This window comes from Streptomyces sp. NPDC059534 (genome assembly GCF_042743475.1).
Taxonomy (GTDB): Bacteria; Actinomycetota; Actinomycetes; order Streptomycetales; family Streptomycetaceae; genus Streptomyces.
The window spans coordinates 140,301-166,833 of sequence record NZ_JBHWAQ010000019.1 but is presented as its reverse complement, the minus strand read 5'-3'; the positions used below and the strand labels follow the sequence as shown (position 1 = coordinate 166,833).

Annotated in this window: 27 protein-coding genes, 1 pseudogene and 1 riboswitch; of the genes and pseudogenes, 17 read left to right on the top strand and 11 right to left on the bottom strand. The window is 73.1% G+C overall.

Features of this window, described 5'->3' with window-relative positions:
* Positions 1-91 precede the first annotated feature (91 nt).
* Complete coding sequence (locus ACFVZH_RS23190; RefSeq protein WP_384899795.1) at positions 92-370, bottom strand: type II toxin-antitoxin system Phd/YefM family antitoxin; 279 nt, start codon at positions 368-370, stop codon at positions 92-94.
* 60 nt (positions 371-430) lie between these two features.
* Between ACFVZH_RS23190 and ACFVZH_RS23185 the strand changes: the two genes are divergently transcribed.
* The 3 genes from ACFVZH_RS23185 (at position 431) to ACFVZH_RS23175 (ending at position 2,368) form a co-directional block, all read left to right on the top strand.
* Positions 431-1,054, top strand: coding sequence for an ATP-dependent Clp protease proteolytic subunit (locus ACFVZH_RS23185; RefSeq protein ID WP_384899793.1), 624 nt, complete (start codon positions 431-433; stop codon positions 1,052-1,054).
* 7 nt (positions 1,055-1,061) lie between these two features.
* Positions 1,062-1,367, top strand: a complete 306-nt coding sequence (locus tag ACFVZH_RS23180) for a hypothetical protein (RefSeq protein ID WP_384899791.1) — start codon at positions 1,062-1,064, stop codon at positions 1,365-1,367.
* Positions 1,368-1,681: 314 nt separating this feature from the next.
* A riboswitch (cyclic di-AMP (ydaO/yuaA leader) is annotated at positions 1,682-1,888 on the top strand.
* 3 nt (positions 1,889-1,891) lie between these two features.
* Entirely contained in the window at positions 1,892-2,368 is a 477-nt protein-coding gene (locus ACFVZH_RS23175; protein WP_384899789.1) for a C40 family peptidase, read from the top strand.
* Positions 2,369-2,487: 119 nt separating this feature from the next.
* Here ACFVZH_RS23175 and ACFVZH_RS23170 read toward each other — a convergent pair whose 3' ends face one another.
* Together ACFVZH_RS23170 and ACFVZH_RS23165 are read right to left on the bottom strand one after the other, a co-directional pair.
* A complete protein-coding gene (locus tag ACFVZH_RS23170; RefSeq protein ID WP_384899788.1) occupies positions 2,488-2,925 on the bottom strand; it encodes an ATP-binding protein in 438 nt (145 codons plus the stop codon).
* A gap of 165 nt (positions 2,926-3,090) precedes the next feature.
* Complete coding sequence (locus tag ACFVZH_RS23165) at positions 3,091-4,269, bottom strand: 8-amino-7-oxononanoate synthase (protein ID WP_384899786.1); 1,179 nt, start codon at positions 4,267-4,269, stop codon at positions 3,091-3,093.
* A 143-nt stretch (positions 4,270-4,412) separates the two neighbouring features.
* Here ACFVZH_RS23165 and bioB point away from each other — a divergent pair, with 143 nt between their 5' ends.
* From bioB to ACFVZH_RS23125, 8 genes are all read left to right on the top strand, one after another.
* Positions 4,413-5,675, top strand: coding sequence for a biotin synthase BioB (gene bioB, locus ACFVZH_RS23160; RefSeq protein ID WP_384899784.1), 1,263 nt, complete (start codon positions 4,413-4,415; stop codon positions 5,673-5,675).
* Positions 5,668-6,948, top strand: coding sequence for an adenosylmethionine--8-amino-7-oxononanoate transaminase (locus ACFVZH_RS23155; RefSeq protein ID WP_384899783.1), 1,281 nt, complete (start codon positions 5,668-5,670; stop codon positions 6,946-6,948). The genes bioB and ACFVZH_RS23155 overlap by 8 nt, the downstream gene beginning before the upstream one ends.
* Positions 6,949-7,031: 83 nt before the next feature.
* Positions 7,032-7,748, top strand: coding sequence for a dethiobiotin synthase (bioD, locus tag ACFVZH_RS23150; protein WP_384899781.1), 717 nt, complete (start codon positions 7,032-7,034; stop codon positions 7,746-7,748).
* Positions 7,749-7,791: 43 nt separating this feature from the next.
* Entirely contained in the window at positions 7,792-8,136 is a 345-nt protein-coding gene (locus tag ACFVZH_RS23145; protein WP_384899779.1) for a VOC family protein, read from the top strand.
* 10 nt (positions 8,137-8,146) lie between these two features.
* Positions 8,147-8,809, top strand: coding sequence for a class I SAM-dependent methyltransferase (locus ACFVZH_RS23140; RefSeq protein WP_384899776.1), 663 nt, complete (start codon positions 8,147-8,149; stop codon positions 8,807-8,809).
* A 114-nt stretch (positions 8,810-8,923) separates the two neighbouring features.
* Positions 8,924-9,349 carry a GNAT family N-acetyltransferase gene (locus ACFVZH_RS23135; RefSeq protein WP_384899774.1) on the top strand — a complete coding sequence of 142 codons (426 nt, stop codon included), beginning with the start codon at positions 8,924-8,926 and terminating at the stop codon, positions 9,347-9,349.
* Positions 9,350-9,655: 306 nt separating this feature from the next.
* On the top strand, positions 9,656-11,008 hold the full coding sequence (locus ACFVZH_RS23130) for a hemolysin family protein (protein WP_384899772.1): 1,353 nt from the start codon (positions 9,656-9,658) through the stop codon (positions 11,006-11,008).
* On the top strand, positions 11,005-12,024 hold the full coding sequence (locus ACFVZH_RS23125; RefSeq protein WP_384899770.1) for a hemolysin family protein: 1,020 nt from the start codon (positions 11,005-11,007) through the stop codon (positions 12,022-12,024). Before ACFVZH_RS23130 ends, ACFVZH_RS23125 begins: the two co-directional genes overlap by 4 nt.
* Positions 12,025-12,127: 103 nt before the next feature.
* Here the strand turns inward: ACFVZH_RS23125 and ACFVZH_RS23120 are convergent, their stop codons facing one another.
* Positions 12,128-13,318 carry a maleylpyruvate isomerase family mycothiol-dependent enzyme gene (locus tag ACFVZH_RS23120; RefSeq protein WP_384899769.1) on the bottom strand — a complete coding sequence of 397 codons (1,191 nt, stop codon included), beginning with the start codon at positions 13,316-13,318 and terminating at the stop codon, positions 12,128-12,130.
* 64 nt (positions 13,319-13,382) lie between these two features.
* On the opposite strand from ACFVZH_RS23120, the gene ACFVZH_RS23115 reads away from it, so the two are divergent.
* From ACFVZH_RS23115 to ACFVZH_RS23100, 4 genes are all read left to right on the top strand, one after another.
* On the top strand, positions 13,383-14,165 hold the full coding sequence (locus tag ACFVZH_RS23115; protein WP_384899767.1) for an SGNH/GDSL hydrolase family protein: 783 nt from the start codon (positions 13,383-13,385) through the stop codon (positions 14,163-14,165).
* A gap of 154 nt (positions 14,166-14,319) precedes the next feature.
* The gene (purB, locus tag ACFVZH_RS23110; RefSeq protein ID WP_384899764.1) at positions 14,320-15,762 is read left to right on the top strand and encodes an adenylosuccinate lyase; all 1,443 of its coding nucleotides are present in this window, start codon (positions 14,320-14,322) and stop codon (positions 15,760-15,762) included.
* A gap of 62 nt (positions 15,763-15,824) precedes the next feature.
* The gene (mug, locus tag ACFVZH_RS23105) at positions 15,825-16,322 is read left to right on the top strand and encodes a G/U mismatch-specific DNA glycosylase (RefSeq protein ID WP_384899762.1); all 498 of its coding nucleotides are present in this window, start codon (positions 15,825-15,827) and stop codon (positions 16,320-16,322) included.
* 12 nt (positions 16,323-16,334) lie between these two features.
* Complete coding sequence (locus ACFVZH_RS23100; protein ID WP_384899760.1) at positions 16,335-16,865, top strand: hypothetical protein; 531 nt, start codon at positions 16,335-16,337, stop codon at positions 16,863-16,865.
* On the opposite strand, the gene ACFVZH_RS23095 is transcribed toward ACFVZH_RS23100, so the two are convergent.
* A complete protein-coding gene (locus tag ACFVZH_RS23095) occupies positions 16,856-17,305 on the bottom strand; it encodes a hypothetical protein (RefSeq protein WP_384899758.1) in 450 nt (149 codons plus the stop codon). The two genes, ACFVZH_RS23100 and ACFVZH_RS23095, sit on opposite strands and share 10 nt — an antisense overlap.
* A gap of 140 nt (positions 17,306-17,445) precedes the next feature.
* Between ACFVZH_RS23095 and ACFVZH_RS23090 the strand changes: the two genes are divergently transcribed.
* On the top strand, positions 17,446-18,603 hold the full coding sequence (locus tag ACFVZH_RS23090; RefSeq protein ID WP_366301013.1) for an ROK family transcriptional regulator: 1,158 nt from the start codon (positions 17,446-17,448) through the stop codon (positions 18,601-18,603).
* Positions 18,604-18,762: 159 nt separating this feature from the next.
* Here ACFVZH_RS23090 and ACFVZH_RS23085 read toward each other — a convergent pair whose 3' ends face one another.
* Positions 18,763-19,503 (bottom strand): GntR family transcriptional regulator, encoded by a 741-nt coding sequence (locus ACFVZH_RS23085; protein WP_384899756.1) that lies wholly within the window; start codon positions 19,501-19,503, stop codon positions 18,763-18,765.
* A 242-nt stretch (positions 19,504-19,745) separates the two neighbouring features.
* Positions 19,746-20,642, bottom strand: a complete 897-nt coding sequence (locus ACFVZH_RS23080; protein WP_384899754.1) for an RNA polymerase sigma-70 factor — start codon at positions 20,640-20,642, stop codon at positions 19,746-19,748.
* Between the two features lie 139 nt (positions 20,643-20,781).
* Between ACFVZH_RS23080 and ACFVZH_RS23075 the strand changes: the two genes are divergently transcribed.
* Positions 20,782-21,612 carry an alpha/beta fold hydrolase gene (locus ACFVZH_RS23075; protein WP_384899752.1) on the top strand — a complete coding sequence of 277 codons (831 nt, stop codon included), beginning with the start codon at positions 20,782-20,784 and terminating at the stop codon, positions 21,610-21,612.
* Positions 21,613-21,660: 48 nt separating this feature from the next.
* On the opposite strand, the pseudogene ACFVZH_RS23070 reads toward ACFVZH_RS23075, so the two are convergent.
* The 4 genes and pseudogenes from ACFVZH_RS23070 to ACFVZH_RS23055 all read right to left on the bottom strand — a co-directional run.
* Positions 21,661-22,497: pseudogene (locus ACFVZH_RS23070) on the bottom strand (EamA family transporter); the annotation flags it as partial.
* A gap of 248 nt (positions 22,498-22,745) precedes the next feature.
* On the bottom strand, positions 22,746-24,365 hold the full coding sequence (locus ACFVZH_RS23065) for a cation acetate symporter (RefSeq protein WP_384899751.1): 1,620 nt from the start codon (positions 24,363-24,365) through the stop codon (positions 22,746-22,748).
* A complete protein-coding gene (locus ACFVZH_RS23060; RefSeq protein ID WP_384899749.1) occupies positions 24,362-24,958 on the bottom strand; it encodes a DUF485 domain-containing protein in 597 nt (198 codons plus the stop codon). Before ACFVZH_RS23060 ends, ACFVZH_RS23065 begins: the two co-directional genes overlap by 4 nt.
* Before the next feature lie 180 nt (positions 24,959-25,138).
* Positions 25,139-26,515 (bottom strand): pentapeptide repeat-containing protein, encoded by a 1,377-nt coding sequence (locus tag ACFVZH_RS23055; protein ID WP_384899747.1) that lies wholly within the window; start codon positions 26,513-26,515, stop codon positions 25,139-25,141.
* Between the last annotated feature and the right edge of the window lie 18 nt (positions 26,516-26,533).

The window sequence follows — 26,533 nt, the reverse complement described above, 5'->3', positions numbered from 1 at the left end:
GGCCCCCCCCCGCCCCCGATCCTCACCCACCCACCGGCCCAGCCCCCGGTCACGGGCTTCTGGGGGGCACGCGGCCGTTTCGTGGCGCCCGTCAGGACCCGCCCGGCTCGCGGTGGTGGGCGGCGATGCCGAAGCGGCGCTGTTCGCCGGGAGCGGAGTCGACGGGGTGCAGGCCGGAGACCGAACTGACCACCTGCTCGTCGGCCGGCTTCTCCGCCGCCTCGAGTTCCTCCAGGTCAGCGGCGGACACGAGGGCGACAAGCGGCTTCCCGTGGCGGGTGACGACGACGCGCTCACCGCCGTACACGACGCGGTTGATGAGGTCGGCGAGCTCGGCCCGGGCTTGCGTCACCGGGATCTCGTAGGTCATGCTCCACATCTTACGGTCTGTACGTCCTGTACATTTTTTACAGATGGAGGTGCCCCCCCCATGGACGCCCGCTACGTCCTGCCCTCGTTCACGGAGCGGACCAGCTTCGGAACCCGCACCCTCGACCCGTACTCCAAGCTCCTGGAATCCCGGATCGTCTTCCTCGGCACACCGATCGACGAGACCTCCGCCAACGACGTCATCGCCCAGCTCCTGCACCTCGACTACGCGGCGCCCGGCCAGGACATCTCGCTGTACATCAACTCGCCCGGCGGACCGGTCACCGCGATGACCGCGATCCACGACACGATGGCCACGCTCCACTGCGACGTGGAGACCACCTGCCTGGGCCGGGCCGAGTCCACCGCCGCCGTCCTCCTCGCCGCCGGCACCCCGGGCAAGCGCATGGTCCTCCCCGGCGCCCGGGTCACCCTCGAACAGCCCACCCTCGACGAGCCGATGCGGGGACAGCCGAGCGACCTGGAGGTGCACGCGCGCGAACTGCTCCGGCAGCGCGCCATGGTGGCCGGGCTGCTCACCGAGCACACCGGACAGAGCCGGGAGCGGATCGACGCCGCCCTCGACCGCCTCACGGTGCTGGACGCCCCGGCGGCGGTCGCGTACGGCCTGGCCGACCACGTCGTCACCAGCCGGCGGGCCTCCGCCGGCGGCGCGGCACGGTGAGGCGGCCGTGGTCCCCGAGCTGCCGCCGCTGCCCGCCCTGACGGGGGCCGAGGGCGAGTTCATCGACGCCTACCTCGAAGTCGTGGACCTCCTGGGGAAGATCAATCCATCCAGGGGATCGCATACCTATGGGGCCTTGCGGGCGGCGCAAGCCCTGGTCGGGCGCGCGGAGGCGTTGCGCGCGGCCCTGACGCTCATGCATATGCGGGGCGAGAGCGAGGTGCACGCGGACACATTGGCGCGCGCCCTGCGGGTGTTGGACGGCGAGCGCCGGGCGGACCGGGTCACCGTCCCCCACACTCGGGCGAGTTGACATTCCGGCGTGTCGTGTCGAGGGCCGGACGGCCGACGCGCGCCGCAGAATCCATAGCTCGTTCGGCGTAGTCGACGAGTCGATATTTGCAGCGGGTGAGTTGCACAACAGGTGTACGCATTTGGCGGAATCGGACGTTCCGCCGCTGGTACGGGGCTCGTCGGCCAAACCTCCAAAGATCACAAAGGCTGCCTGTCCACCTGAATGGATCAGTCGTGAGGAGCCTCACATATCGCCGTTTCAACTCGGTTTTCGCCCATGTCGTGAGTCAAGATCCCTGACGACGACAAGCCCCCGCCACCACGGCGGGGCGGTCCGGGCGGACGCCGAGTCCTGCCGCTGTCCCGGACGTCTGGTCGACAGGATTGGATCGGCAGGAGTGGAGGACCCGATTTTTACGGGGCGTACGCGCTGTTCCGGCAGCGAGGCCGTTCCTTGGGGTGAAGCCGCAGCCGCGGCCGGGCATCTTCGCCAGCCCGAACCCGACAGGTCATCCTTCGCAGGCGGCTGACGAAGGGTTGCGCATGACTGCGCAGATGCACGTCCCGTCCCTGCTGTCCCGGGCCGGAGCCGTCTCGGCTCTCACCCTCGCCGCCGTCGGCGGCACGCTGCTCGCACCAGGAGCGGCGCCGGAGGCCCAGGCAGCGACCACACACGCGAACCAGGCACTGAGCGTCGCCGCGTCCAAGAAGGGATCGCCGTACCGGTACGGAGCCACCGGCCCCACCCGGTTCGACTGCTCCGGTCTGACGCTCTACGCGTACAAGAAGGCGGGCAAGTCGCTGCCCCGCACCGCGCAGCAGCAGTACAACAGGACCCGGCACATCTCCGCGTCCAGCAGACAACAGGGGGACCTGGTCTTCTTCCACTCCGGCGGGAGGGTCTACCACGTGGGCATCTACGCCGGCGGCGGCAAGATCTGGCACTCGCCCAAGACGGGCTCCTGGGTGAAGCTCGACAGGATCTGGTCGTCCAAGGTCTACTACGGCCGCGTCCGATGACGGCCCCCGCCCGCTGACGCGGGCCCCCGGACCGGAGTGAGGTGTGGGGTGGCGCCGCCCCCTCCTCCGCCGGACAGAGCCTGGGGCTCCCCGATCCGGCCTGACCGGCAGGACACCTCCTAGCAGCTCGGAACCGGGGCCGCCGTCCACGGGAGGGTGATCCAGACCGTCTTGCCGCCCTCCGCGGTCGGGGTGACGGAGAAACGGCCGCCGGCCTCCGCCGCGAGCGAGCGGATGATGACCAGGCCGCGGCCGTTGTCCTGCTGGACCGCCGCCGGGAGGCGGCGGGGTCGGCGGGGATGGCTGTCGGTCACGCCGATGTGCAGCACCTCCTCGCGGACCAGACGGACGTCGACGGTGAACGTCGGCGACTGGCCGAAGGTGTGGAGGACGGCGTTGGTGGCCAGCTCCGAGACGATCAGGCGGATCGCGTCGGCGGCGTCCGCGGCGCCGTCGAGGCCCCAGCCGGTGAGGACGTCCGCGACGTACCGCCGGGCCGTGGGCACCGAGGCGGGATCGCTCGGCAGCGTGACGGATGCTTCCTGGTGATCTGCCATGCGACGCAGTCCCTTTCCCGCCGGGAACACCGCCCCGGATTGCACTTCGCGTCAGAGTGCCACCGATCGTGCCGCCCCGGGCGGGGTTCCACCAAGATATGTCCCCATCTGTCGCCCGAAGCGGTGAACTCTGCGGCCCGCGCACGCGCTTGGGCCGCCGTCGCGTCAGCCGACGGGCGCCGTCCGCAGGATCGTCTCCACCGCACGCTCGACCTGTGCGTCGGTCAGGTCGGCCCGGGCCGTCAGCCGCAGCCGCGAGATGCCGTCGGGCACCGAGGGCGGCCGGAAGCAGCCGACCACCAGACCCTGCTCGCGGCAGTCCGCCGCCCAGGCAAGCGCCGCCTCCGGGGAGGGAGCCCGGACCGAGACGACGGCCGCGTCGGGCCGGGCCGCGGTGAGGCCGGCCTCGGTGAGCCGCCGGTGCAGGACGGTCGCGACGGTACGGGCCCGTCCGGCGAGGCCCGGTTCCGCGGCGATCAGCCGCAGGCTCGCGAGCGCGCCGCCCGCGGCGGCGGGGGCGAGCCCGGTGTCGAAGATGAAGGTGCGGGCGGCGTTCACCAGGTGCTCGATCACTCGGGCGGGGCCGAGCACGGCGCCGCCCTGGCTGCCCAGGGACTTGGAGAGGGTGAGGGTGGCGACGACGTCCTCGTCGCCGGCGAGGCCGGCCTCGTGGACGGCTCCCCTGCCTCCGTCGCCGAGCACGCCGAAGCCGTGGGCGTCGTCCACCACCAGGCCGGCACCGTGGGCACGGCAGGCCGTGGCGAGCTCGGACAGCGGGGCCTTGTCCCCGTCGACGGAGAAGACGGAGTCGCTGACGACCAGGGCCCGGTGCCCGGGGTGCGCGTCCAGGGTCTTGCGTACGGCCTCGGGGTCGCCGTGCGGGACGACGGCCGCCTCGGCGCGGGCCAGCCGGCAGCCGTCGACGATCGACGCGTGGTTGGCGGCGTCGGAGACGATCAGGGAGTCCCGGCCGCCCAGCGCGGTGAGCGCGGCGAGGTTGGCGGTGTAGCCGGAGGAGAAGACGAGGGCGGCCTCGAAGCCGCAGAAGTCGGCGAGCTCGCGCTCCAGGCGGGTGTGCAGCCGGGTGGTCCCCGTGACGAGCCGCGAGCCGGTGGAACCGGCGCCCCAGCGCCGTGCGGCCTCGGCCGCCGCCTCGGTGACCTCCGTGCGGCGGGTGAGCCCCAGGTAGTCGTTGCTCGCCAGGTCGAGGAGGTCCGACTCGGCCGCCCGGGGCCGCAGCGTCCGGACGAGACCGGCTTCCGCCCGGCGGCGCGCCTCGGCGTCGGTCCAGTCGAACGCGGTACGGCGCGGGCCCGCGGCCCGTGCGTCGTCGGCCTGTGGCATGCGGCGATCCTTTTGTAGGCAGCGCACAGACACTAGCCGGAGGGAGCCGAGGTCGGGATGTGGTCATCCACACACCCCAATCGGGGGCGTTTGTTCGGTTCCTCCTTGGCCCGGGGGCGGGCGGTAGGCAAGGATCTCAGGTTATGGACCTGCTGAACACGCTGGTGGAGAAGGGGCTGCGGCGCGAGCTGCCGACCCGTGAAGAAGCGCTCGCCGTGCTGGCGACGTCCGACGACGAACTGCTCGATGTGGTGGCTGCGGCCGGCAAGGTGCGCCGCCAGTGGTTCGGGCGTCGGGTGAAGCTCAACTATCTGGTCAACCTGAAGTCCGGGCTGTGTCCCGAGGACTGCTCGTACTGCTCGCAGCGCCTCGGCTCGAAGGCCGAGATCCTCAAGTACACCTGGCTGAAGCCGGACGAGGCGTCCCAGGCCGCCGCGGCGGGCGTCGCGGGCGGGGCCAAGCGGGTCTGCCTGGTGGCGAGCGGCCGCGGTCCGACGGACCGCGACGTCGAGCGGGTCGGCAGGACCATCGAGGCCATCAAGGAGCAGAACGAGGGCGTCGAGGTGTGCGCCTGCCTCGGTCTGCTCTCGGACGGCCAGGCGGAGCGGCTGCGGGAGGCCGGCGCCGACGCGTACAACCACAACCTGAACACGTCCGAGGCGACGTACGAGGGCATCACCAAGACCCACACGTACGCGGACCGGGTGGACACCGTGCAGAAGGCGCACGCCGCCGGTCTGTCGGCGTGCTCCGGCCTGATCGCGGGCATGGGCGAGACCGACGAGGACCTGGTCGACGTCGTCTACGCGCTGCGCGACCTGGACTCGGACTCGGTTCCGGTCAACTTCCTCATCCCCTTCGAGGGGACCCCGCTCGCCAAGGAGTGGAACCTGACCCCGCAGCGCTGTCTGCGGATCCTGGCGATGGTCCGGTTCGTCTGCCCCGACGTCGAGGTGCGGATCGCCGGCGGCCGTGAGGTGCACCTGCGCTCGATGCAGCCGCTGGCGCTGAACATCGCGAACTCGATCTTCCTGGGCGACTACCTGACCAGCGAGGGCCAGGCCGGCCAGGCCGACCTGGACATGATCGCGGATGCCGGCTTCGAGGTGGAGGGCGCGGGGACCACCACGCTGCCCGCACACCGCGCGGACGCGCTCGCGGCGGCGGGCGGCGGCTGCGGCTCGCACGGCTCGGCGGAGGGCACCGGCTGCGGCACGCAGACGTCCGCCGAGGGCGCGGGCTGCGGCTCGCACGCCGGTGGCGGCTGCGGCCCCTGCGGCGGTCACGCGGCGGAGCCGGCCGAGGCCCCCGCGGCCGAGGCGGACACCGCTCCGAACGGCGCCCGGCCCGATCTCGTGGCGGTACGCCGCCGGGGCGCCGGCACCGACCTGGCCCCGAATGCGTAACGACGAACTCCTCGCCCTGGACCGGGCGCACGTCTGGCACCCGTACGGCCCCATGCCGGGCCGCGCGGAACCGCTGGTCGTCGCGTCCGCGTCCGGTGTGCGTCTGCGGCTCGCCGAACCCGCCGAGGGTCAGGACGAGTTGGTCGACGGCATGTCGTCGTGGTGGTCGGCGATCCACGGCTACAACCATCCCGTGCTCAACGAGGCGGTACGCGGCCAGCTCGACCGGATGAGCCACGTCATGTTCGGCGGGCTCACCCACGAGCCCGCCGTCCGGCTCGCCGCCCGGCTCGTCGAGATCACCCCCGAGCCGCTGCGGCACGTCTTCCTCAGCGACTCGGGCTCCGTCTCCGTCGAGGTGGCGGCCAAGATGTGCCTGCAGTACTGGCGCTCCCTCGGCCGTCCCGAGAAGCAGCGGCTGCTGACCTGGCGCGGCGGGTACCACGGGGACACCTGGCAGCCGATGTCGGTCTGCGACCCCCAGGGCGGGATGCACGAGCTGTGGGCGGGGGTGCTCCAGCGGCAGGTCTTCGTGGACGCGCCGCCGACCGCGTACGAGGAGTCGTACGCCGAGCTGCTGCGGACGGAGATCGGGCGCCACGCGCACGAGCTGGCCGCCGTGGTGGTGGAGCCCGTGGTGCAGGGCGCGGGCGGGATGCGTTTCCACGACCCGGCCTACCTGCGGGTGCTGCGCGAGGCGTGCGACGCGCACGACGTGCTGCTCGTCTTCGACGAGATCGCGACCGGGTTCGGGCGCACGGGCAGCCTGTTCGCCGCCGATCAGGCGGGCGTCTCCCCCGATGTGATGTGCGTGGGCAAGGCGCTGACCGGCGGTTACCTGTCGATGGCGGCGACGCTCTGCACGGGCCGCGTCGCCGACGGGATCTCGCAGGGCGAGGTGCCGATCCTGGCCCACGGGCCGACCTTCATGGGCAACCCGCTCGCCTCGGCCGTGGCCCTCGCCTCGCTCGACCTGCTGCTCTCCCAGGACTGGGAGGTCGAGGTCAAGCGGATCGAGACCGGGCTGCGGGAGGGCCTCGCGCCGGCGGCCGACCTGCCGGGCGTGCGCGAGGTACGGGTGCTCGGCGCGATCGGCGTCGTCCAGCTCGACCACGAGGTCGACATGGCGGCGGCGACGCGCGCGGCGGTCCGGGAGGGCGTGTGGCTGCGCCCGTTCCGGGACCTGATCTACACGATGCCGCCGTACGTGACCGGCGGCGACGACCTGGCCCGGATCTGCGCGGCGGTCCTCGCGGCCGCGGCGGCGGGCTGACCGGCCCGCACGGGTTGAACCGCCCGCGCGGGCCGAACGGGTTGAACGGGTTGAACGGGTTGAACGGAAGGAGCGGGGCAGCAGTGGGAATCATCGTCGTCAGCGGTACGGGGACGGAGATCGGCAAGACCGTCGTCACCGCGGCGGTCGCCGCCGTGGCCACCGCCGCGGGGCGGTCGGTCGCCGTCCTGAAACCCGCGCAGACGGGAGTCGGGCCGGACGAGCGGGGCGACGCGGACGAGGTCGTCCGGCTTTCCGGCGCCGTGACCTCGGCCGAACTGGGCCGCTTCCCGGAGCCGCTGGCCCCGGGCACGGCCGCCCTGCGGGCCGGGATGGCCCCGGTCGGGCCCCGCGAGGTCGCCGACGCCGCCCGGAAGCTGGCCGCCGATCACGACCTGGTGCTCGTGGAGGGCGCCGGCGGGCTCCTCGTCCGCTTCGACGAGGAGGGCGGCACGCTCGCCGACGTGGCCGCGCTCCTCGGCGCCCCGGTCCTCGTGGTGGTCCCGGCCGGTCTCGGGACCCTCAACACCGCCGCCCTGACGGGCGAGGCACTGCGGGCGCGCGGCATCGACCAGCTCGGCGTCGTCGTCGGCAGCTGGCCGGCCGCGCCCGACCTCGCGGCGCGCTGCAACCTCGCCGACCTGCCGCTGTCGGCGGACGCGCCCCTGCTCGGAGCGGTTCCGGAGGGCTCGGGATCGCTCGCTCCGGCGGAGTTCCGGGCGGCGGCGGGCGGTTGGCTGGCCCCGGCGCTCGGCGGCGCCTGGGACGCGGCGGCGTTCGCCGACGCGGTCGGGGTCTGAAATCCGCACGGCCCCGGCGACGGTGACTCCGTAGGCTGGGGCCATGCGCGCTCACGTTCAGGAGATCGTCTTCGACTGTGCCGGTCCGGCCGCCCTCGTCCGGTTCTGGGCCGGGCTCCTCGGGGGCGATCCGGTCGACCGGAGTGACGACTGGTCGTACGTCGATCCGCCGGAGTTCGTCCGGCTCGCCTTCCAGCGCGTGCCCGAGGGCAAGGCGGTGAAGAACCGGGTCCATCTCGACCTGGAGGTCCCGGACCCGGACCGGGCGGCCGAGGAGGCGCTTGCGGCCGGCGCGGTCAGGGTCGGCGGGCTCGTGACCGACGAGCAGGGCTCCTTCCAGGTCATGCGGGACCCGGAGGGCAACGAGTTCTGCTTCGTGACCGGGTGAGGGGCGTACGGTGACCCCGCCACGGCCCGGAACCCGGGCACCCCGCGTCCATCACCCCCTGTTCGCCCGGTTCTACGCGCGCGTGAGCGTGTCGGCCGAAGGACGCGGCGGACTCGGCGCCCTGCGCGAGGAGCTGCTCTCCGGCCTCGCCGGCCGGGTCGTCGAGATCGGGGCCGGGAACGGACTGAACTTCGCGCACTACCCTGCCGGGGTCACCGAGGTCGTGGCCGTCGAGCCCGAGCCCCGTCTGCGGCGCCTCGCCGAGGAGGCCGCGCGGCGGGCCCCCGTCCCGGTGACCGTGCTGCCCGGCACCGCGGAGGCGCTCCCGGCGGAGGACGGTTCCTTCGACGCGGCCGTCGCCTCGCTCGTCCTGTGCACGGTACGGAGCGTGCCGCAGGCCCTCGGGGAGGTGCGCCGGGTGCTGCGGCCGGGCGGCGAGCTCCGTTTCCTCGAACACGGAGCGGCCGACTCCCCCGGGCTCGCACGGGTGCAGCGGGGTCTCGACCGCACGGTGTGGCCCCTCCTCTTCGGTGGCTGCCACACCTCGCGCGCCCCGCTCGCCGAGCTCGCGGCGGCCGGCCTCACCCTCGTGTCGTCCCGCTCCTTCGACCTGCCGGAGACCGGCCCGCGACTGCCGTCCTCACCCTGCTTCCTGGGCGTGGCACGGGTCTGAGGTCGTGTCCGGAAAGTCCCGCCCGGCCTGCGACGCCCGGCAGGCCACCGTGCGGCTGTCCCGCCACACGGAACTCCCTGGCACGACCTCGCTTCGCCATGGTGGGATCTCGCCATGATCGATCTGCAGATACGTGCCGCCACCTCCGCCGACGCCGAGGACGTCCTGACCTTCTGGAAGGAGTCGGCCGAGGGCACCTCGATCTCGGACGACGTGAACGGAGTGACCCGGCTCGTCGAGCGCGACCCGGAGGCCCTCATCCTCGCCGTGGCCGACGGCCGGATCGTCGGGTCGGTGATCGCCGGCTGGGACGGCTGGCGCGCCTCCCTCTACCGGCTCGCCGTCCTGCCCTCCCACCGCAGGCGGGGCATCTCCACCGCGCTCCTGCGAGCCGCCGACGAACGGTTCGTCGCGCTCGGCGGCCGCCGCGCGGACGCCATGGTCCTGGAGGCGAACGAGACGGGACAGCGGCTGTGGACGGCCGCCGGATACCAGCGGGAAGACCGCTGGCGCCGCTGGGTCAAGCCGCTCACGGGGTGAGCCCCGGCCGGGAGCGCGGGGGGCGACCACTGCGGTCCCTGCTGCGGCCCGGGCTGCGGTCCGGCCGCGGTCCCTGCTCCGGGAGCGCGGGGGTGATCGCCACCACACTCGGGTTCAGCCCACCGGGGTGATCACCCCGTGCTTTGCCCGTCCTTTACCATGGTGTCTCATCCCGACGACCGAAAGGTGTGAGCGTCCGCCCATGGGCGAGCCTCCCAGTAGCACTGGTTCCGACAGTTCCGGCTTCGACGGCCGACACCGAGCGATCCTTCTCCCCCTGGCTGATCATGGGACGGAGGTGAACCGATGACCGAAGTGCTCCTGCTCCTCCTAGCGCTCCTCCTCTCCCTCGCGTGCGGCGCCTTCGTCGCGGCCGAGTTCTCGCTCACCACCGTCGAGCGCGGCGAGCTCGAAGCCGCCGCGCGGCGCGGCGAACGCGGAGCGGGCAGCGCCCTGAAGGCCGTGCGGTCGCTGACCTTCCAGCTCTCGGGCGCCCAGCTGGGCATCACCGTCACCAACCTCGTGATCGGCATGCTCGCCGAGCCGTCGATCGCCAAGCTGCTCCGCGGCCCGATGGAGGCCATCGGCCTCTCCCCGACGGTCGCCTCCTCGGTGGCGCTCGTCCTGGGCACGGCGCTGTCGACCGTCGTCCTGATGGTGGTCGGCGAGCTGGTCCCGAAGAACTGGGCGATCTCCTCGCCCCTCGCGGTCGCGAAGGCGGTCGCCACCCCGCAGCGGGTGTTCACCGCCTCGTTCAAGCCGCTGATCAGCCACCTCAACAACACCGCGAACCGCATCCTGCACCGCCTCGGCATGGAACCGACCGAGGAGCTCGCCTCCGCGCGCTCCCCCCAGGAGCTGGTGGCGCTCGCCCGGCACTCCGCCAAGAAGGGCGCGCTGGAGGCGGACACGGCCGAGCTGTTCGTCCGTACGCTCAACCTGGCCGAGCTGACCGCCGAGAACGTGATGACGCCCCGCGTGCAGGTCACCGCCCTCGATGTGCAGGCCACCGCCGAGGACGTGGCGAACGCGACCCGCGCCACGGGTCTCTCCCGCTTCCCGGTCTACCGCGGCAGCCTCGACTCGGTCGTCGGCATCGCGCACATCAAGGACGTACTCGCGATACCGGCCGCCGAACGGCCGCGCCACCGCATCGCCGAGCTGCTGCGCGAGCCGCTGCTCGTCCCCGAGACCCTGACCGTGGACCGTCTCCTCGACCGGCTGTCGGGCAAGCAGACGATGGCCGTCGTCATCGACGAGTACGGCGGTACGGCCGGTGTCGTCACCCTGGAGGACATCGTCGAGGAGGTCGTCGGCGAGGTCCGCGACGAGCACGACCCGCACGAGACGCCGGACCTGGCACGGGCGGGCGAGGACGCGGACGGGCGCGAGCTCTGGTCCGCGGACGGCGCGGCCCGTACGGACCAGGTCGAGACGATCGGCCTGCGCGTGCCGGACGGGCCGTACGAGACCCTCGCGGGTGTCCTCGCGACCGAGCTGGGCCGCATCCCGGCCGTCGGCGACACCGTGGAGCTGGCCGGCTGGCGGCTCGACGTCGTGGACGCCTCGGGCCGGCGCGCCGCGCGCGTGCTGATGCACGCCCCCGCGCAGCACACCGCCGGCGAGGCCGGCGACGAGACCGGGGAGGCCCGCCGATGATCGCCGTCCAGCTGTTGATCGGTCTGCTCACGCTGGTCGTCAACGCCTTCTTCGTCGGCGCCGAGTTCGCCCTGATCTCGGTCCGCCGCAGTCAGATCGAGCCGCTCGCCGAGGCCGGGAACCGGCGCGCGCGCAGCGTCATCTGGGGCCTGGAGCACGTCTCCGCGATGCTCGCCGCCGCGCAGCTCGGCATCACGCTGTGCACCCTGGTGCTCGGCATCGTCGCCGAGCCGGCCATCGCGCACCTGCTCGAACCGGTCTTCGACACGCTCGGCGTCCCGGACGGCCTGGTGCACCCGATCTCGTTCGTGATCGCCCTGTCGGTCGCGACGTACCTGCACATGCTGCTCGGCGAGATGGTGCCGAAGAACATCGCGCTCGCCGAGCCGGCGCGCTCGGCCCTGCTGCTCGGCCCGCCGCTGGTGACCCTCGCGCGGGCGCTGCGGCCGGTGATCTTCACGATCAACTCGTTCGCCAACGCCCTGCTCAGGCTGTTGCGCGTGGAGGTCAAGGACGAGGTCTCGGCGACCTTCTCCGACGACGAGCTGGCCCGGATGGTCACCGACGCGGGTGACGCCGGACTCCTCGACGACCGGGCCGCCGAGCGGCTCCACGACGCGCTGGAGCTGGGCCGCCGTCCCGTGCGGGACGTCGTGATGCCGGCCGGGAAGGTGGTGTACGCGCAGGTGGGCACCACCCCTGAGGAGCTGGAGGCGCTCTCCGCGCGGACGGGCTTCTCCCGCTTCCCGGTGGTGGACTCCGAGCGCCGGATCCTCGGCTATCTGCACGTCAAGGACGCCCTGGACGTCTCCCCGCGCGACGAGCCGTTCCCCGTGTCGGCGCTGCGTCCGATCGCCCGCGTCCGGGCGGCCACGCTGCTGGACGACGTCCTGACGGCGATGCGTCGCAGCCGGACCCACCTGGCGGCCGTCCTCGACGAGGACGAGAAGCCGGCCGGCCTCGTGACGATGGAGGACGTCCTTCGCGAACTGGTGGGGCGCCCGGCGGCGCCGTGACGCCACACGACGGACCGAGGGTCTGTCGTCGTCGCGGGGCAGACGGGAAGGTGACGACAGGCCCGAGGGGCCCCGGGAGCGATCCCGGGGCCCCTCGGGCGTGTCAGAGCGCGGTGGCGGCCAGCCAGTCGTCGAGCAGGTCGCGGTCGCCGGTGAGCGTGAAGCGCGGGTCGTCGGCCGCGTACCGACGGTGCAGGAGCAGCAGCAGCTCCCCTGCGTCCGCCTCGACGACGGCGGTCGGCGTGCTCGGGCCGCTGCCCCGGGTCCAGGTGAAGCCGCCCCCGCCGAGGGTCAGGGTCCGTACGGCGCCGGTGTCGCGGGCCGCGAGGCGCAGGACGGCGCCCTCGCGGTCGAGGTGGGCGACGGGTTCGGCGACCCACGGGAGGTAGGGAGCGTCGGCGAGGAACTGGTCGATCGCGTCCGCTGCCGTGGCGGGGTCCACCGGGGTGGGCGCTCCGCCGAGGGCGATCTCGGCGTCGGCGAGGTGCACGACCGCCTCGTTGAGCAGGCGCCGCGGGTAGGACCGGGCGTGCGGGTCCGCTCCCGGCGACCAGACCGGGAGGTCCGGGTCGGTCGCGCGCAGGGTCGCGAGGACCTGTTCGGCGCCCTCGGTCAGCCATCCGGCGTACCCGGCGGGGTCCGCCGGCAGGTCGAGCGGAACGTCCTTCACGTGGACGCGGACGGTGGCCCGGGTGCGTACAAGCCGCTCGGTCCAGCGGTGCAGGGCGCCGACGTGCCGGGTCAGGTCCGCCAGGGTCCAGCCGGGGCAGGTGGGCACCGGGGTCGCCGGGTCGGCGTCCCTGACGAGCGCGGCGAAGCGCCGCACATGAGCGGCGACGGCGTCGCACGCGGCGGCGTGGGCGATGGCCGTGGCGGGGTGAGCGGTGGCCGCGGCTGCGTGGGCGCCGGGCGTGCCGGGATGAGCGGTGGCCGTGGCCGCGGGGGCCGCGTCGGACGTGGCGGCTCGTGCGGCAGCGGGTCCCGCGAGGGACACGGCGGGGACGACGACTGCGGCCGGGGCCTGCCGGACGACGACCGTGGTGGCGTCGAACTGGTCCGGGACCCGGAGCAGCGCGTCGCGACGGGGGCCTTCCGGGCGGCGCAGGGCGGCCTGGCGGACGAGGCCGTCGAGGGTGCGGCGGTCGGCCGGTGGAAGGACGGAAAGGGTGTGGGCCGTGGACTCCAGCCACGTCGTCGCCGTGTCGGGGTCGAGAACCTCGTCGCCGGAGGTCTCGACCGCCGCCACCAGCTCGGCCAGCGCTTCGGCCAGCGTGCCCAGCAGCGCGTCGCTCATCGGGTTTCCCCTCCCGGGTGCTCCACGGCATCCCGCGCATACCGCGCGGTATGATCACTCCGCCATGGAGATCAATGCCACGTACAACAGTCTCGTCGCCCTCGGCGACAGCTTCACCGAGGGTATGTCGGACCAGAAGCCCGACGGCTCCTACCGGGGGTGGGCCGACGTCCTCGCGGGCCGGCTCGCCGCCCGTACGCCCGACTTCCGCTACGCCAATCTCGCCGTGCGCGGGAAGCTCATCGGACAGATCGTCGAGGAGCAAGTCGGCCTGGCCGCAACGATGAAGGCCGATGTGGTGACCCTCGTCGGCGGGCTCAACGACACCCTGCGGCCCAAGGTCGACATGGTCCGCGTACGGGACCTGCTGACCGAGGCAGTGGAACGCCTCACACCGTCCTGCGGGCAGCTGGTCCTCATGCGCAGCCCCGGCCGCAACGGCCCCGTCATGGAGCGCTTCCGCCCCCGGATGGAGGAGCTGTTCGCCCACATCGACGGGCTCGCCGCCCGGCACGGCGCACTGGTCGTCGACCTCTACGGCGCTCCGCCGCTCGGCGATCCCCGGCTGTGGGACGTGGACCGGCTCCACCTCACCGCGGAGGGGCACCGGCGGGTGGCCGAGGCCGTCTGGCAGACCCTCGGCCTGGCGCCGGAGGAGGACTGGCGGACCCCCCTGGCGCCGTCCGCGCCGCCCGGGTGGGCGAGCCGCCGGCTCGCGGACGCCCGGTTCGCCAAGGAGCACCTGGGTCCGTGGATCGGCCGCCGGCTGACCGGCCGATCCTCCGGCGACGGCCGGGCGCCCAAGCGCCCCGAGCTGCTGCCGTACGAGTTTCCGGCCGCTCCGTGACGGACGCGGTCACGAGACGCGGCTGACCTGCTGCGGCTCACGAGACGCGGCTGACCGGCCGCGGCTCACGGGCGCGCGTGACCTGCGTCTCGTAGCAAGCTCCACATCGGACCGTGGCGCTGGCCTGCAGAAACCGCCAGTAGACTCTCTCCACGTGACTGCTGTGACTGCGAAGCCCCGCATCCCCAACGTTCTGGCCGGCCGCTACGCCTCCGCGGAGCTCGCCGTCCTCTGGTCCCCCGAGCAGAAGGTGAAGCTGGAGCGTCAGCTGTGGCTCGCCGTGCTCCGCGCGCAGAAGGACCTCGGGATCGAGGTTCCGGACGCCGCCCTCGCCGACTACGAGCGCGTGCTCGACCAGGTCGACCTCGGTTCCATCGCCGAGCGCGAGAAGGTCACCCGCCACGACGTGAAGGCCCGGATCGAGGAGTTCAACGCCCTCGCCGGCCACGAGCACGTCCACAAGGGCATGACCTCGCGCGACCTCACCGAGAACGTCGAGCAGCTGCAGATCCGGCTCTCCCTGGAGCTGATGCGGGACCGTACGGTCGCCGTCCTGGCCCGCCTCGGCAAGCTGTCCGCCGAGTACGCGGAGCTGGTCATGGCCGGCCGCTCGCACAACGTCGCCGCCCAGGCGACCACCCTCGGCAAGCGCTTCGCGACGGCGGCGGACGAGCTGCTCGTGGCCTACGCGCGCCTGGAGGAGCTGCTCGGCCGCTACCCGCTGCGCGGCATCAAGGGCCCGGTCGGCACCGCGCAGGACATGCTGGACCTGCTCGGCGGCGACGCCGGCAAGCTGGCCGACCTGGAGCAGCGGATCGCCGGTCACCTCGGCTTCGCCCACGCCTTCACCTCGGTCGGCCAGGTCTACCCGCGCTCGCTCGACTACGACGTGGTCACCTCGCTGGTGCAGCTGGCCGCCGCCCCGTCGTCGATCGCCAAGACGATCCGCCTGATGGCGGGCCACGAGCTGGTCACCGAGGGCTTCAAGCCCGGCCAGGTCGGCTCCTCGGCGATGCCGCACAAGATGAACACCCGCTCCTGCGAGCGCGTCAACGGCCTCATGGTCATCCTGCGCGGCTACGCGTCGATGACCGGCGAGCTGGCCGGCGACCAGTGGAACGAGGGCGACGTGTCCTGCTCCGTGGTCCGCCGCGTCGCGCTGCCGGACGCCTTCTTCGCGCTGGACGGTCTCCTGGAGACCTTCCTGACCGTGCTCGACGAGTTCGGCGCCTTCCCGGCCGTCGTCGCCCGCGAGCTCGACCGCTACCTGCCGTTCCTGGCGACCACCAAGGTCCTCATGGGCGCCGTGCGCGCCGGTGTCGGCCGCGAGGTGGCCCACGAGGCCATCAAGGAGAACGCCGTCGCCTCCGCCCTCGCCATGCGCGAGCAGGGCGCCGAGCGCAACGAGCTCCTCGACAAGCTGGCCGCCGACGAGCGCATCCCGCTCGACCGCGCGCAGCTCGACGAGCTGATGGCCGACAAGCTGTCCTTCACGGGCGCCGCCGCCGACCAGGTCGCGGTCGTGGTCGCACGGATCGAGGAGATCCTCAAGCAGCACCCGGAGGCCGCCGCCTACGCCCCCGGCGCGATCCTCTGACCCGGACTCCCCGGTTCACCCAGCAGCAGCTGGAGGCCGCCCGCGACCGCGTCGTTCCCGACGTGGCCGCGGGCGGCCTTTCCGTACTGTTCTGCGGGATCAACCCGGGTCTGATGACAGCGGCGACGGGCCACCACTTTGCCCGGCCGGGCAACCGGTTCTGGCCGGTGCTGCACCTGTCCGGGTTCACGCCGAGGCTGCTGCGGCCCGACGAGCAGGAGGAGCTCCTGACGTACGGCCTCGGGATCACGAACGTGGTGGCGCGGCCGACCGCACGGGCGGACGAGCTGAGCCGGGAGGAGTACGTCGAGGGCGGGCGGATCCTGGCCGGCAAGGTGGAGCGGCTCGCGCCGCGCTGGCTCGCGGTCGTCGGTGTCACCGCGTACCGGGTGGCCTTCGGCGAGCCGAAGGCCGCGATCGGGCCGCAGGAGCGCATGATCGGATCCACCCGGATCTGGGCGCTGCCCAATCCGAGCGGCCTCAACGCGCACTGGACGGCGGCGACGATGGCCGAGGAGTACGCCCGTCTCCGGGAGGCCGCCGAGGTGCCCGGCCCGTAGCGAAGGAGTGCCGTGGAGTGGGGTGACTACCGGCCGTTCCAGCCGCTGGAGGACGGCCCGATGGGGGACATGCCCCCGGTGACCGCCCACCGGGAGTACGAGCACCGGATGGCGACGAAGGACGAACGGCTCACGGCCCTCACCGCCCTGGTCGGGGCGAACGGACTGCGGCTCGGCACGACGGACGAGGATCTCGACGCGCTGGAGGGCTGGTACCTCGCCGAGGTCGAGCCGGACGCGGAGCGATCGGCCCGGCCGCGCCCGCTGTGGATCGCCGTCGCCTACGACCTGGGTCTGCACCTCGGGGACACGATCGTCGCGCGGGCCCCGGGACTCTCCTGGACCTTCTACCGGTCCCGGGCGGGGGCACGGGACGTCTCCCACCAGCATCCGGTGATCATGGGGTTCACCCGGCTCCGCAACAAGCGCTACAACGTCGATCCGTTCCTCTTCGCGGCCGGCACCGGCGGCAGCTCGCTCGGCGGCCATGACGCGCGCGGGAGCTTCCGTACCTTCGTCGACTCGGCGGTCGGCTACGCCTGAGGGCTGCCGTCCCCGTCCGGGAGCGGCTCCGCCGGCGGGTCGACCGTCGTGACCACGGCGAGGAGCTGGAACGGCAGTTCCTTGTCCCACTGGGAGACGCCCAGACCGATCCAGGCGCCGTCGGCCTCCCACAGGTACAGGTCCGGGGTGTGGCCGCTGAGCGTGGACCAGGGCTCGGGTATCGACTCGCCCTCCATGGACCGCTCCAGGACGGGCCCGAGGGGGAGCCGTCGGGGCGGGCCCCAGCGCGCGGCGAGGAGGACGGCGAGCCCCTCCCGTTCCGCTTCGTACTGGTCCCCGACGGCTTCCCGGCGCGTGCCGTCGTCCTCCCAGAACTCCTCGCTGGTCGCCAGTTCGGCCAGGTGGAAGCCCCGGCTCCCGTCGAAGCTGCGGGCGCGGAGTAAGTCGATCGTCGCCAGATGGCGGGCCGTGGTGGTCATGGGGCCAGTAAAGCGCGCGGCACTGACAGTTGGCGCCGTGTCAGGAGCGTCGGAGGGGTCGGGCCGGGGGCGGCGCTCGCCGCGACCCGGCCCATTGAGTACCATCCGCCGAAGAGGTGCACGAGCTGGGAGGACACACTGTGGGGCGGCTGACCGGCGGGGATCCGTCTCTGCTGCGGCGGATCAACTCCGCGGTGGTACTCCATGCGCTGCGTGGCGCCGACGCGCCCACGCTCACGGACCTGACCCGGATCACGGGGCTGTCGCGGCCCACGGTCGAGGGGGTCGTCGAGGGTCTCATGGAGGGCGGGCTCGTCGTCGAGTCGGCGCCCGAGGAGGGCGAGGCCAGGCGGCAGGGCCGTCCGGCGCGGAGGTTCCGCTTCCGTGCGGAGGCGGGTCATCTGCTCGGCATCGAGATCGGCCCGCACCGGGTGGCCGCGCTGCTCTCCGGTCTGGACGGGCGGATCATCGGCGCGGGGTCCCGCGAGGTGTCGGAGACGGCGCCCGAGGACGAGCGCCTGGACAAGGTGCGTACGGTCGTGGCCGACGTGCTGCGCAGGGCCGGGGTCGCCCGCTCCAATCTGCGGGCCGTCGGCGTCGGCACCCCCGGCATCGTGGAGGCCGACGGCACGGTGCGCCTGGGCACGGCGCTGCCGGGCTGGACGGGCCTCGCGCTCGGCGAGCGGCTGCGGCGGTCCTTCCGCTGCCCCGTGATCGTGGAGAACGACGCGAACGCGGCCGCCGTCGCCGAGCACTGGAAGGGCGCCGCGACCGACTCCGACGACATCGTCTTCGTGCTCGCCGGGCTGAGCCCGGGCGCCGGGTCGCTCATCGGCGGCCGGCTGCACCGGGGGTACGGCGGGGCGGCCGGCGAGATCGGCGCCCTGCACCTGCTGGGCCGCGGGGTCACCCCCGAGCACCTGCTGTCGACCACCGACGAACCGCTGCACCCGCTGGACGAGCAGGCGGTCGCCGAGGTCTTCGCGCTGGCCCGCAAGGGCGACGCACGCGCGGAGGCGGCGGTGGAGCGGTTCATCCAGCGGCTCGTGCACGACGTGGCGGCGCTGGTCCTGGCGATCGACCCCGAGCTGGTCGTGGTCGGCGGCTGGGCGGCCGGCCTCGACGGCGTCCTGCCGCCGCTCCGCGAGGAGCTGGCCCGGTTCTGCCTGCGTCCGCCGCGGGTGGTGCTGTCCCTCCTCGGCGAGGCCGCCGTAGGCACCGGCGCCCTGCGGCTCGCCCTCGACCACGTCGAGGAGCAGCTCTTCGCGGTCGACGGAACGGTGACGGCCCGCCGCTAGAGGGTGTCCTGCCCGGCCTGATCGGGCCGGCCGCAGCGGCCGGCCCCAAGGCCCCCCAACGGGTCCTCGCGGCGGGCCGGTGCGTACGCAACGGTGACGGCCCGCCGTCAGGACTTCCTGGCGGCGGGCCGGTGCGCACGGGGTGCGGTGGTGCGGGTGCTACGAGGCCATGACCAGGTCGCCGGAGTCGCCGAAGGTGAGGCGGCAGGTGTCGGCGCGGTAGGTGGCCACGGAGACGGCGGCGGTACGCCCTCCGGAGAGGTAGCGGGTCGTGACGACGAGGACGGGAGCGCCGGGCAGCCGGTCGAGCTCCTTGGCGTCGTCGGCGCGGGCGGAGCCGAGCTCCACGGCGCGGTCCTGGCCGTCGAGGGCGAGGTGCTGGAGTTCGCGCAGTACGGCGCGGGCGCGGGCCGGTCCGGCGGGCAGGTCGATCGCGGTCAGGCCGGGGACCGAGCCCGCGGGCACGTAGAGCAGTTCCGCGGCGACCGGCTGGCCCTGGGAGTTGCGGAGGCGGCGGACGACGTGCACCCGCTCCTCGGCGACCGTCTCCAGGACGCGCGCGACGGCGGCCGGGGCCACGTCGGAGGCCGAGTCCAGGGACTGCCAGGCGTCGTCGCCGACACCCGGCCAGACGTGCTGGGTGGTGGAGACGTCCACGCCGACGCGCGGCGGGGCGACCGTGGTGCCGACGCCGCGGCGGCGCTGGAGCCGGCCTTCCAGCTCCAGCTGCTCCAGGGCCTGGCGCAGCGTGGCACGGGCGACGCCGAAGCGTGCCGCGAGCTCGCGCTCGTTGGGAAGGATCTCCCCGACCGCGAAGTCCGAGTCGAGTGCTTCGCCGATCACTGTCTTGAGGTGCTGGTACTTCGGTTCCGGTACCGATGCCAGCTGCGTGGTCCCCACCCTGATCCTCCGCAATTCGCCGTGTCCCGCGGCGTTTCCGCGCCCTTGTTTATTAAAGGTTCCTGCACTAACTCTGCGACCATAAGGCGAGCCACCCCCTTGGTCAAGACCAATCCTCCGTCGAACGCCCCCGAATGTGACCGTCTGACCTGGATCGTTCACAGGACGTTCGCGCCCGCGTGAGGCCCGCGCAGCACGGTGCCCCGTCTCCCGGGGCGGGGGACGGGGCACGGGCGGTGCGGTCAGAGGCCGGCGAGGCCCTGGAACTTGTCGGGGTTGCGGAGGATGTATACGCACTGGATGTGTCCGTCGCGCACCTCGACCTGGAAGACCGTGTCGGGCCGTCCGTCGGCGAGGGCGACCACCGCGGGACCGCCGTTGAGCTCGGCGAATCGGATCTCGTACTGGGTGTCGTCGCCCTGGGCGATGGCGGCGAGGAAGCGGCCGACCTTGTCGGCGCCGTCGATGACCCGCAGCGGCGCCTTGGACTTGCCGCCGCTGTCGCCGACGAGACGCACGTCGGGGGCGAGCAGGGCGAGGAGCCCGCCGAGGTCGCCGCCGGCCGCGGCGGCGAGGAACCGCTCGGTGAGGTCGCGGCGCTCGTTCGGGTCGACGTCGTAGCGGGGCTTGCCCTCGTCGACGTGGCGGCGGGCCCGTCCGGCGAGCTGGCGTACGGCCGTCTCGGTGCGGTCGAGGGCGGTGGCGATCTCCCCGTAGGGGAAGCCGAACGCCTCGCGGAGCACGAAGACGGCCCGCTCCAGGGGCGAGAGGGATTCGAGGACGACGAGGACGGCGAGCGAGACGGAGTCGGCGAGCAGGGCGCGCTCGGCGGAGTCGGGGGCGGACGGGCCGAAGTCGGTGACGACGGGTTCGGGCAGCCACGGGCCGACGTAGGACTCGCGGCGGCTCTGGACGTGACGCAGCCGGTCGATGGCGAGCCGGGTGGTGATCCGTACGAGGAAGGCGCGCGGCTCGCGGACGGCCGCCCGGTCCTCGGCGGTCCAGCGCAGCCATGCCTCCTGGACGACGTCCTCCGCGTCGGCGGCTCGGCCGAGCATCCGGTAGGCGACGCCGAGGAGTATCGGGCGGTGCTCTTCGAAGAGAGCGGTCAGGGAGTCGGTCTGCGTATCGGTGGGCACGGGCCCATCCCAGCCGACGACCCTCCTCCTGTCCAGTTTCGGACACGGTCTTGAAGTACTGGCTACCGAACGGTAATTGTCTTGCTGACAAGGCGTCCAAGGAACCTCGCACGCCAGGTGTTCAGGACAGGGAGCCGGTATGCCCGCACGGATCGCGTTCACGATCGAGACCCCCATGGGTCCCCGCACGACGTCGATGACGTACGAGCGGAGGGGCGCGGGGGAACCGCTGCTGCTGCTCCACGGCATCGGGCACCACTGGCAGGCATGGGAGCCCGTCCTCGACGTCCTGGCCGCCGACCGTGACGTGATCGCCGTCGACCTGCCCGGCTTCGGCGCCTCCGAGGCCCTGCCGGACGGCTCCCCGTACGACCTGTCCACCGTGGTCCCGGTGCTCGGCGCCTTCTGCGAGGCCGTCGGCGCGGAGCACCCGCACGTGGCGGGGAACTCGCTCGGCGGGCTGCTCGCCCTGGAGCTCGGCCGGGAGAAGCGGGTCCGGTCGGTCACCGCCCTCTCCCCCGCCGGCTTCTGGTCCGAGGGCGAGCGCCGCTACGCCTTCGGGACGCTGCGCGCCATGCGGGGCGCCGCCCGGTCCCTGCCGGTGCCGGTGATCGAGCGCCTCTCCCGTACGTCCGCCGGGCGCACCGCGCTCACCAGCACCATCTACGCGCGGCCCGGCCGCCGGTCACCCGAGGCGGTCGTCGCCGAGACCCTCGCGCTGCGCGAGGCCACCGGCTTCCACCAGACCCTGGCCGCGGGCCGGGGCGTGCTGTTCCGCGACGACGTCCCCTCGGTCCCCGTCACGGTCGCCTGGGGCACCCGCGACCGGCTGCTCCTGCGCCGCCAGGGCGTCCGCGCCAAGCACACCCTGCCCGGCGCGCGGCTCGTCCGGCTGCCCGGCTGCGGTCACGTGCCCATGAACGACGACCCGGCTCTCGTCGCGCGCGTGATCCTGGACGGCAGCCGCTGACCCCGGCCGGCGTCCACGGCTGAACAGGCCGGTGCCCAGGGCCGCACCGGCCCCCACCAGCAGGCTGCCGGCCGCCTGGGGAAGGCCGAAGACGGCGTGCCCGACCAGGGCGGCGCTCAGCGCGGCCGCGACCGGGATCGCGCCGGTATAGAGAGTGGCCCTCTCCATGCCGACCCGCTGGACGCCCATGTAGAAGAGGACGAACCCGACGACGGTGGCCAGCGCCGCCTGCCAGACCAGGGCGCCCGCCTCCACGGCCGTCGGCATCCGCACCAGACCCGCCCCGTCCACCACGAGACCCACGAGCGCCGCCTCCGCCGCGCCCACCCCGCAGACGGCGGCCGTCAGCAGCTTCGGCCCGAGCAGCCTCAGGACCGGCACGGCGAGCACGGTGAACCCCACCTCGCCGGCGAGGGCCGCCACCGACCAGCCGATCCCGGCCGGGTCCGTCCGTCCCCAGCCCTGCACGGTGAACGCGCCGGCGGCGACGAGCAGCGCCCCGTACAGCACGGCCGGCGCGGGCCTGCGGCCCTCGGTCAGCGGGACGAGGACGGCGACGACCACCGGGGCGCAGCCCACCAGCACGCCCGGGACGGCCGGCTCGGCGGTCCGCTCGGCGGCGAGCACGGCGAGGTTGAACCCCACCATGCCGACCGCCGCGAGAGCCACGAGGCGCAGCCAGTGACGGACGGTCAGGAGCCGCAGCGGGGCGAGTCCTCCCCGGCCGAGCAACGGAAGAAGGAGCAGACAGGCGGCCCCGTAGCGCAGCGCCTGCCCACCCGCGTACGGATAGGCGCCGAGCAGGCTGTTCGCGGTGAAGGAGGCCCCGACGAGGGCGTAGGCGAGGGTGACGAGCAGGACCCCGCGCAGGGAGTTCGCGTTCATGCTCCCGACGCTAGGAAGCGGAGCGGTCCCCGTTAAGGTCCACTTCCGCGCCGTCATCGAGGACCACTTCGGGCGCCCCGTCCGGCCGGGGCCGGAGCTGTAGGTTCGCGTTTCCCATGTCCCTTTCTCCCTACGCCTGGCCCGTGTCCGGCCCAAAGGACAGCAGAGGCCCTGGGCACTTCGGGACAGCCGAAAGGGCGCCCGGCCTGGAACTTCAGGCCGGGCGCCCTTTCGTCGGGGCGTGCGCGTCAGGACGCGGAGGCGCTGTTCGCCGCGGGTGTGCCGGCCAGGATCGTCTCCTCCACCGCTTCGTACCGCATGCGCTGGTCGGCCGGGTCACGTTCGTGGAGCACCGTGCCGAGCCAGCCCGCGAGGAAGCCCAGCGGGGCCGAGAGAATGCCCGACGTGGTGAACGGGAACCAGTTGAAGTCCTGGTCCGGGAAGATCGCCTGGGGCGATCCGGACACCAGGTTGCTGCCGGTCATGAGGATGATCGCGGAGACGCTGCCCACGATGAGGGTGAGGAGCAGTCCCGTACGGGAGTAGCGGCGCCAGAAGAGGCTGTAGACGAGGGCCGGTGCGACCGCGGACGCGCCGATGCAGAACGACAGGGTCAGCAGTGCCTGAAGGTTCAGATGCCGTGCACCGGCGGCGATCGCGATCGCCACGAACCCGACGCCCGCCGCGGCGGTCCGGGCGATGGCCATCTCTGCGGAGCCCTTCAGTCGCGCCTTGCGGCGCAACCCGTGCGTGATGAGGTCGTGCGCCAGGGTGTTGGCACAGGCGAGGGTGATCCCGGCGACCGAGGCCAGCAGGGTGAGGAAGATGGCTGTCGACACGGCCGTGAACAGCAGTGTCTCGAAGGTCGTCTGGTCCGTGCCCATGACGGCCTGGCTGACCATGAGGAACGCTGTCTTGCCCTGCGGGTCGCCGGCGACGATCCCCTGGTGGCCGACGATCGCCGCCGCGCCGAAGCCGATGACGGCGATCAGCAGACAGGTCACGACGACGGTCGACACCGCCCAGGACATCGAGCGCCGCACGGCTGCCGCGCTGCGCGCGGTGAACATGCGCATGGTGATCTGCGGCAGCACCGCGGCGCCGAGCACGACCGTCAACTGAGTGCTGATCATGTCGAGTTCGTTGCCGCCGAACTGCAGACCGGAGGCGAGATAGGCGTCTCCCGCCCCGCTGCCACGCTTGGCTGCGTCCAGCAGGGAGGGCAGGCTGAAGTCGAAGCGGTTGAGGATGAGCGCGGCGATCGCGAGGGACGCGCCGAGCAGGGCGACGGTCTTGACGATCTGGATGAAGGCGGTGCCCTTCATGCCGCCGATCGCCGCGTACGCGATCATCAGCAGGCCCAGGAACACGATCGCCCCGGTCTTGAAGCCGTCGGAGTCGAAGCCGAGGACGACGGAGAGGAGATCGCCGGCGCCCGCGAGCTGGAAGACCACCAGCGGCAGCAGTGCGGTCAGGGTGACCGCGGCCGTGGTGATCCGCACGGCGGGGCCGGGGAGACGCCGGGTGAGGACGTCGCCGATCGTGAACCGGCCGGCGTTACGCAGCGGTTCGGCGAGCAGGAACATCATCAGGACCAGCGAGAGCGCGGTGCTCAGGGCGAGCGTGACGCCGTCGTAGCCGACGAGCGCGATGATGCCGATGGTGCCGAGCACGGTGCCGGCGGAGATGTAGTCGCCGGCGATCGCGAGGCCGCTCTGCACGGGGGAGAGCGAGCGGTAGCCGGTGTAGAAATCGCCCAGGTCGTCACGATCGGGGCCGGTCATCACGCACAGCAGCAGCGTGACGGTGATGACCGCGATGAACGCCATCAGCGACATGGTCTGGGCCTCGGAGCTGAAGCTGGTCATGCGCGCGCACCTTCGGTGGGCTGCTGCCACACGGGACGTCCGGAGCGGCTCTGGCGTTCCGGCCGGGGCGCGGCTGCCGCGGCCGCCTGCTCGGCGCGTTCGCGGATCGCCGCGGCGAGCGGGTCGACGTGGTTGCGCGCGATCCGCTCGTACAGCGCGATGGCAGCCAGCGCCACGGGCAGCTGGAGGAGCCCCAGGACCAGACCGGTGGTGAGGCCACCGGTGAGGGTGCCGGTCATCATCGAGGGGGCGTAGCCGGACAGGAAAAGGAAGATGACGAAGTAGCCGAGCGCGGTGAAGGTGGCGACGCGGCGGAGCCTGCGGTAAGCCGATCCGAGCCGGTGCAGGTCATCACGATCGTCGGTGGCGGCGGGCGGTTGCGGGGACGCGTCCCAGGGCTGCTGCGCGGAGTCCCAGCCCTGCGGCGAGGAGTCCCACGCTCGCGGGGCCGAGTCCCAGGCTGCCTGCGGATCGGTGTCCCAGGACGGCGATCCACCCTCCCAGGACTGCGACGCCGCCTCTTGGCGGTGCCGCCCGGCATTCCGGTGCTGGGGTACGGGCGGTGGGCCGGGGAAAGGCTGGTGGTACGACATCGATCTTGCTCCTTGCCACCCCGGGGGACGGGCGGTTGGCGCTGGTGGTCCGCGTACGTTACTCATGGGTATAGCCCCCGCGTAAGGGGGTTTCCGACCGCTCGGTATGTCGGTTCGGTGACGATCCTGTGTGCGCGGCGACGGAACCCGCGGTAACCCCGTCGTGGATCTTTCCGCAGGTCACGGGTGAGTCTCGGGCCACCCCTGGGGCCGGGCGGGCCTTGCCGGCACCCCGCGGCCTGATCGTGCCGGGCCTTGCGGGCCGGGGCGGTCCGGGGCCGCGGAGGTCGGCAGGCCGCGGGCCCCCCGGGTCGTGGCCCCGGTGAGGTCGGCCCCGGTCAGGCGAGCGCCGCGCAGGTCCGCGCGGGTGAGGTTCGCTCCCTTCAGGTCGGCTTCGGTCAGGTTCACTCCGCGCAGGTCGGCCTCCGTGAGGTCGGCTTCGCTCAGGTCGGCGCGGGTCAGGTCGGCGCTCTCGGTGACGGTGCCGGAGAAGATCCTCGCCTGGAGGGACGGATCCGCCGCGCTGAGCTTGGCGCCGCGGAGACGGGCCCCCGCCAGGGACGCGTCCGTCAGGTCGGCGTCGGCCAGGACGGCCCCCGTCAGGTTCGCTCCGGCGAGGCTCGCCCGGGTGAGGTCCGCGTCCCAGAGCAAGGCGCCGGACAGGTCGCACGGTGTCACGACCCGGTTGGGCAGTTCCAAGCGTCCCAGGGACGACTCCCGCAGGAGCGCGCCGCTGAGGTCCGCGCCGCTCAGGTCCGAGTCCAGGACGTTCGCGAGGGACAGGTCCGCCAGGCTCAGGTCGGCGTCGCTCAGGTCGACCCGCAGGAGCTGCGACTGGCGGAGGGTGGCCTCGGCGACGAACGCGTTCCTCAGGTCCACTCCCGTCAGGGAGGCGTGGCGCAGGTCCGCCCGTTCGAGGTTCACGTAGGCGAGCGGCACCCGCGCGCGCGGGAAGGCGCCGCCCTCGGGGAACTGCGCGAGGTCCCTGGAGGTCCAGGCGGTGAGGAACAGTCCCCGGAGGTCCGCCCCGTTCCAGTCGACCTGCGTGTCCCCGTCGCGGCCGGGCGAGCGGTGGGCCAGCACGTTCACCACCGCCGCCACGTCCGTGGCGGGGCGCACGATGGTCGGGTCCTGCCCCGACGGCGGTTCCTCCGGCTCCTTGACGAAGCCGGTCGCGGGAACGCTCGCGTGCCGCCGTACGTAGGCGGAGAGGACCAGGACGACCCTGGGCTGGTCCCGCCGCGAGTCCTGCATGATGCGTTCCAGCGCGTAGATCCCGCCGAAACGCACGTCGAGCGACGGCGAACCGAGGTTGGCGATCGCGTCGTTGAACCGGCTGGTGAGCTGGCCCTGCTCGGCGACCCGCACCTCCCGCCAGGTGAAGAGCAGCGCCACGAGGGCCGCGAGACCGGGCAGGATCGCCACGGCGAGCACGGGCCACTGCGACCGGCCGCGACCGTCGCCGCCGGGGGTGCCCGGGGCGCGGCGGAGCCTGCGCCGGGCCTCGCGCAGGTACGCGGTCCGGGGCGACCCTCCGCCGGGGGTTCGTCCGCTCACCCGTCCATCGGAGTCGAC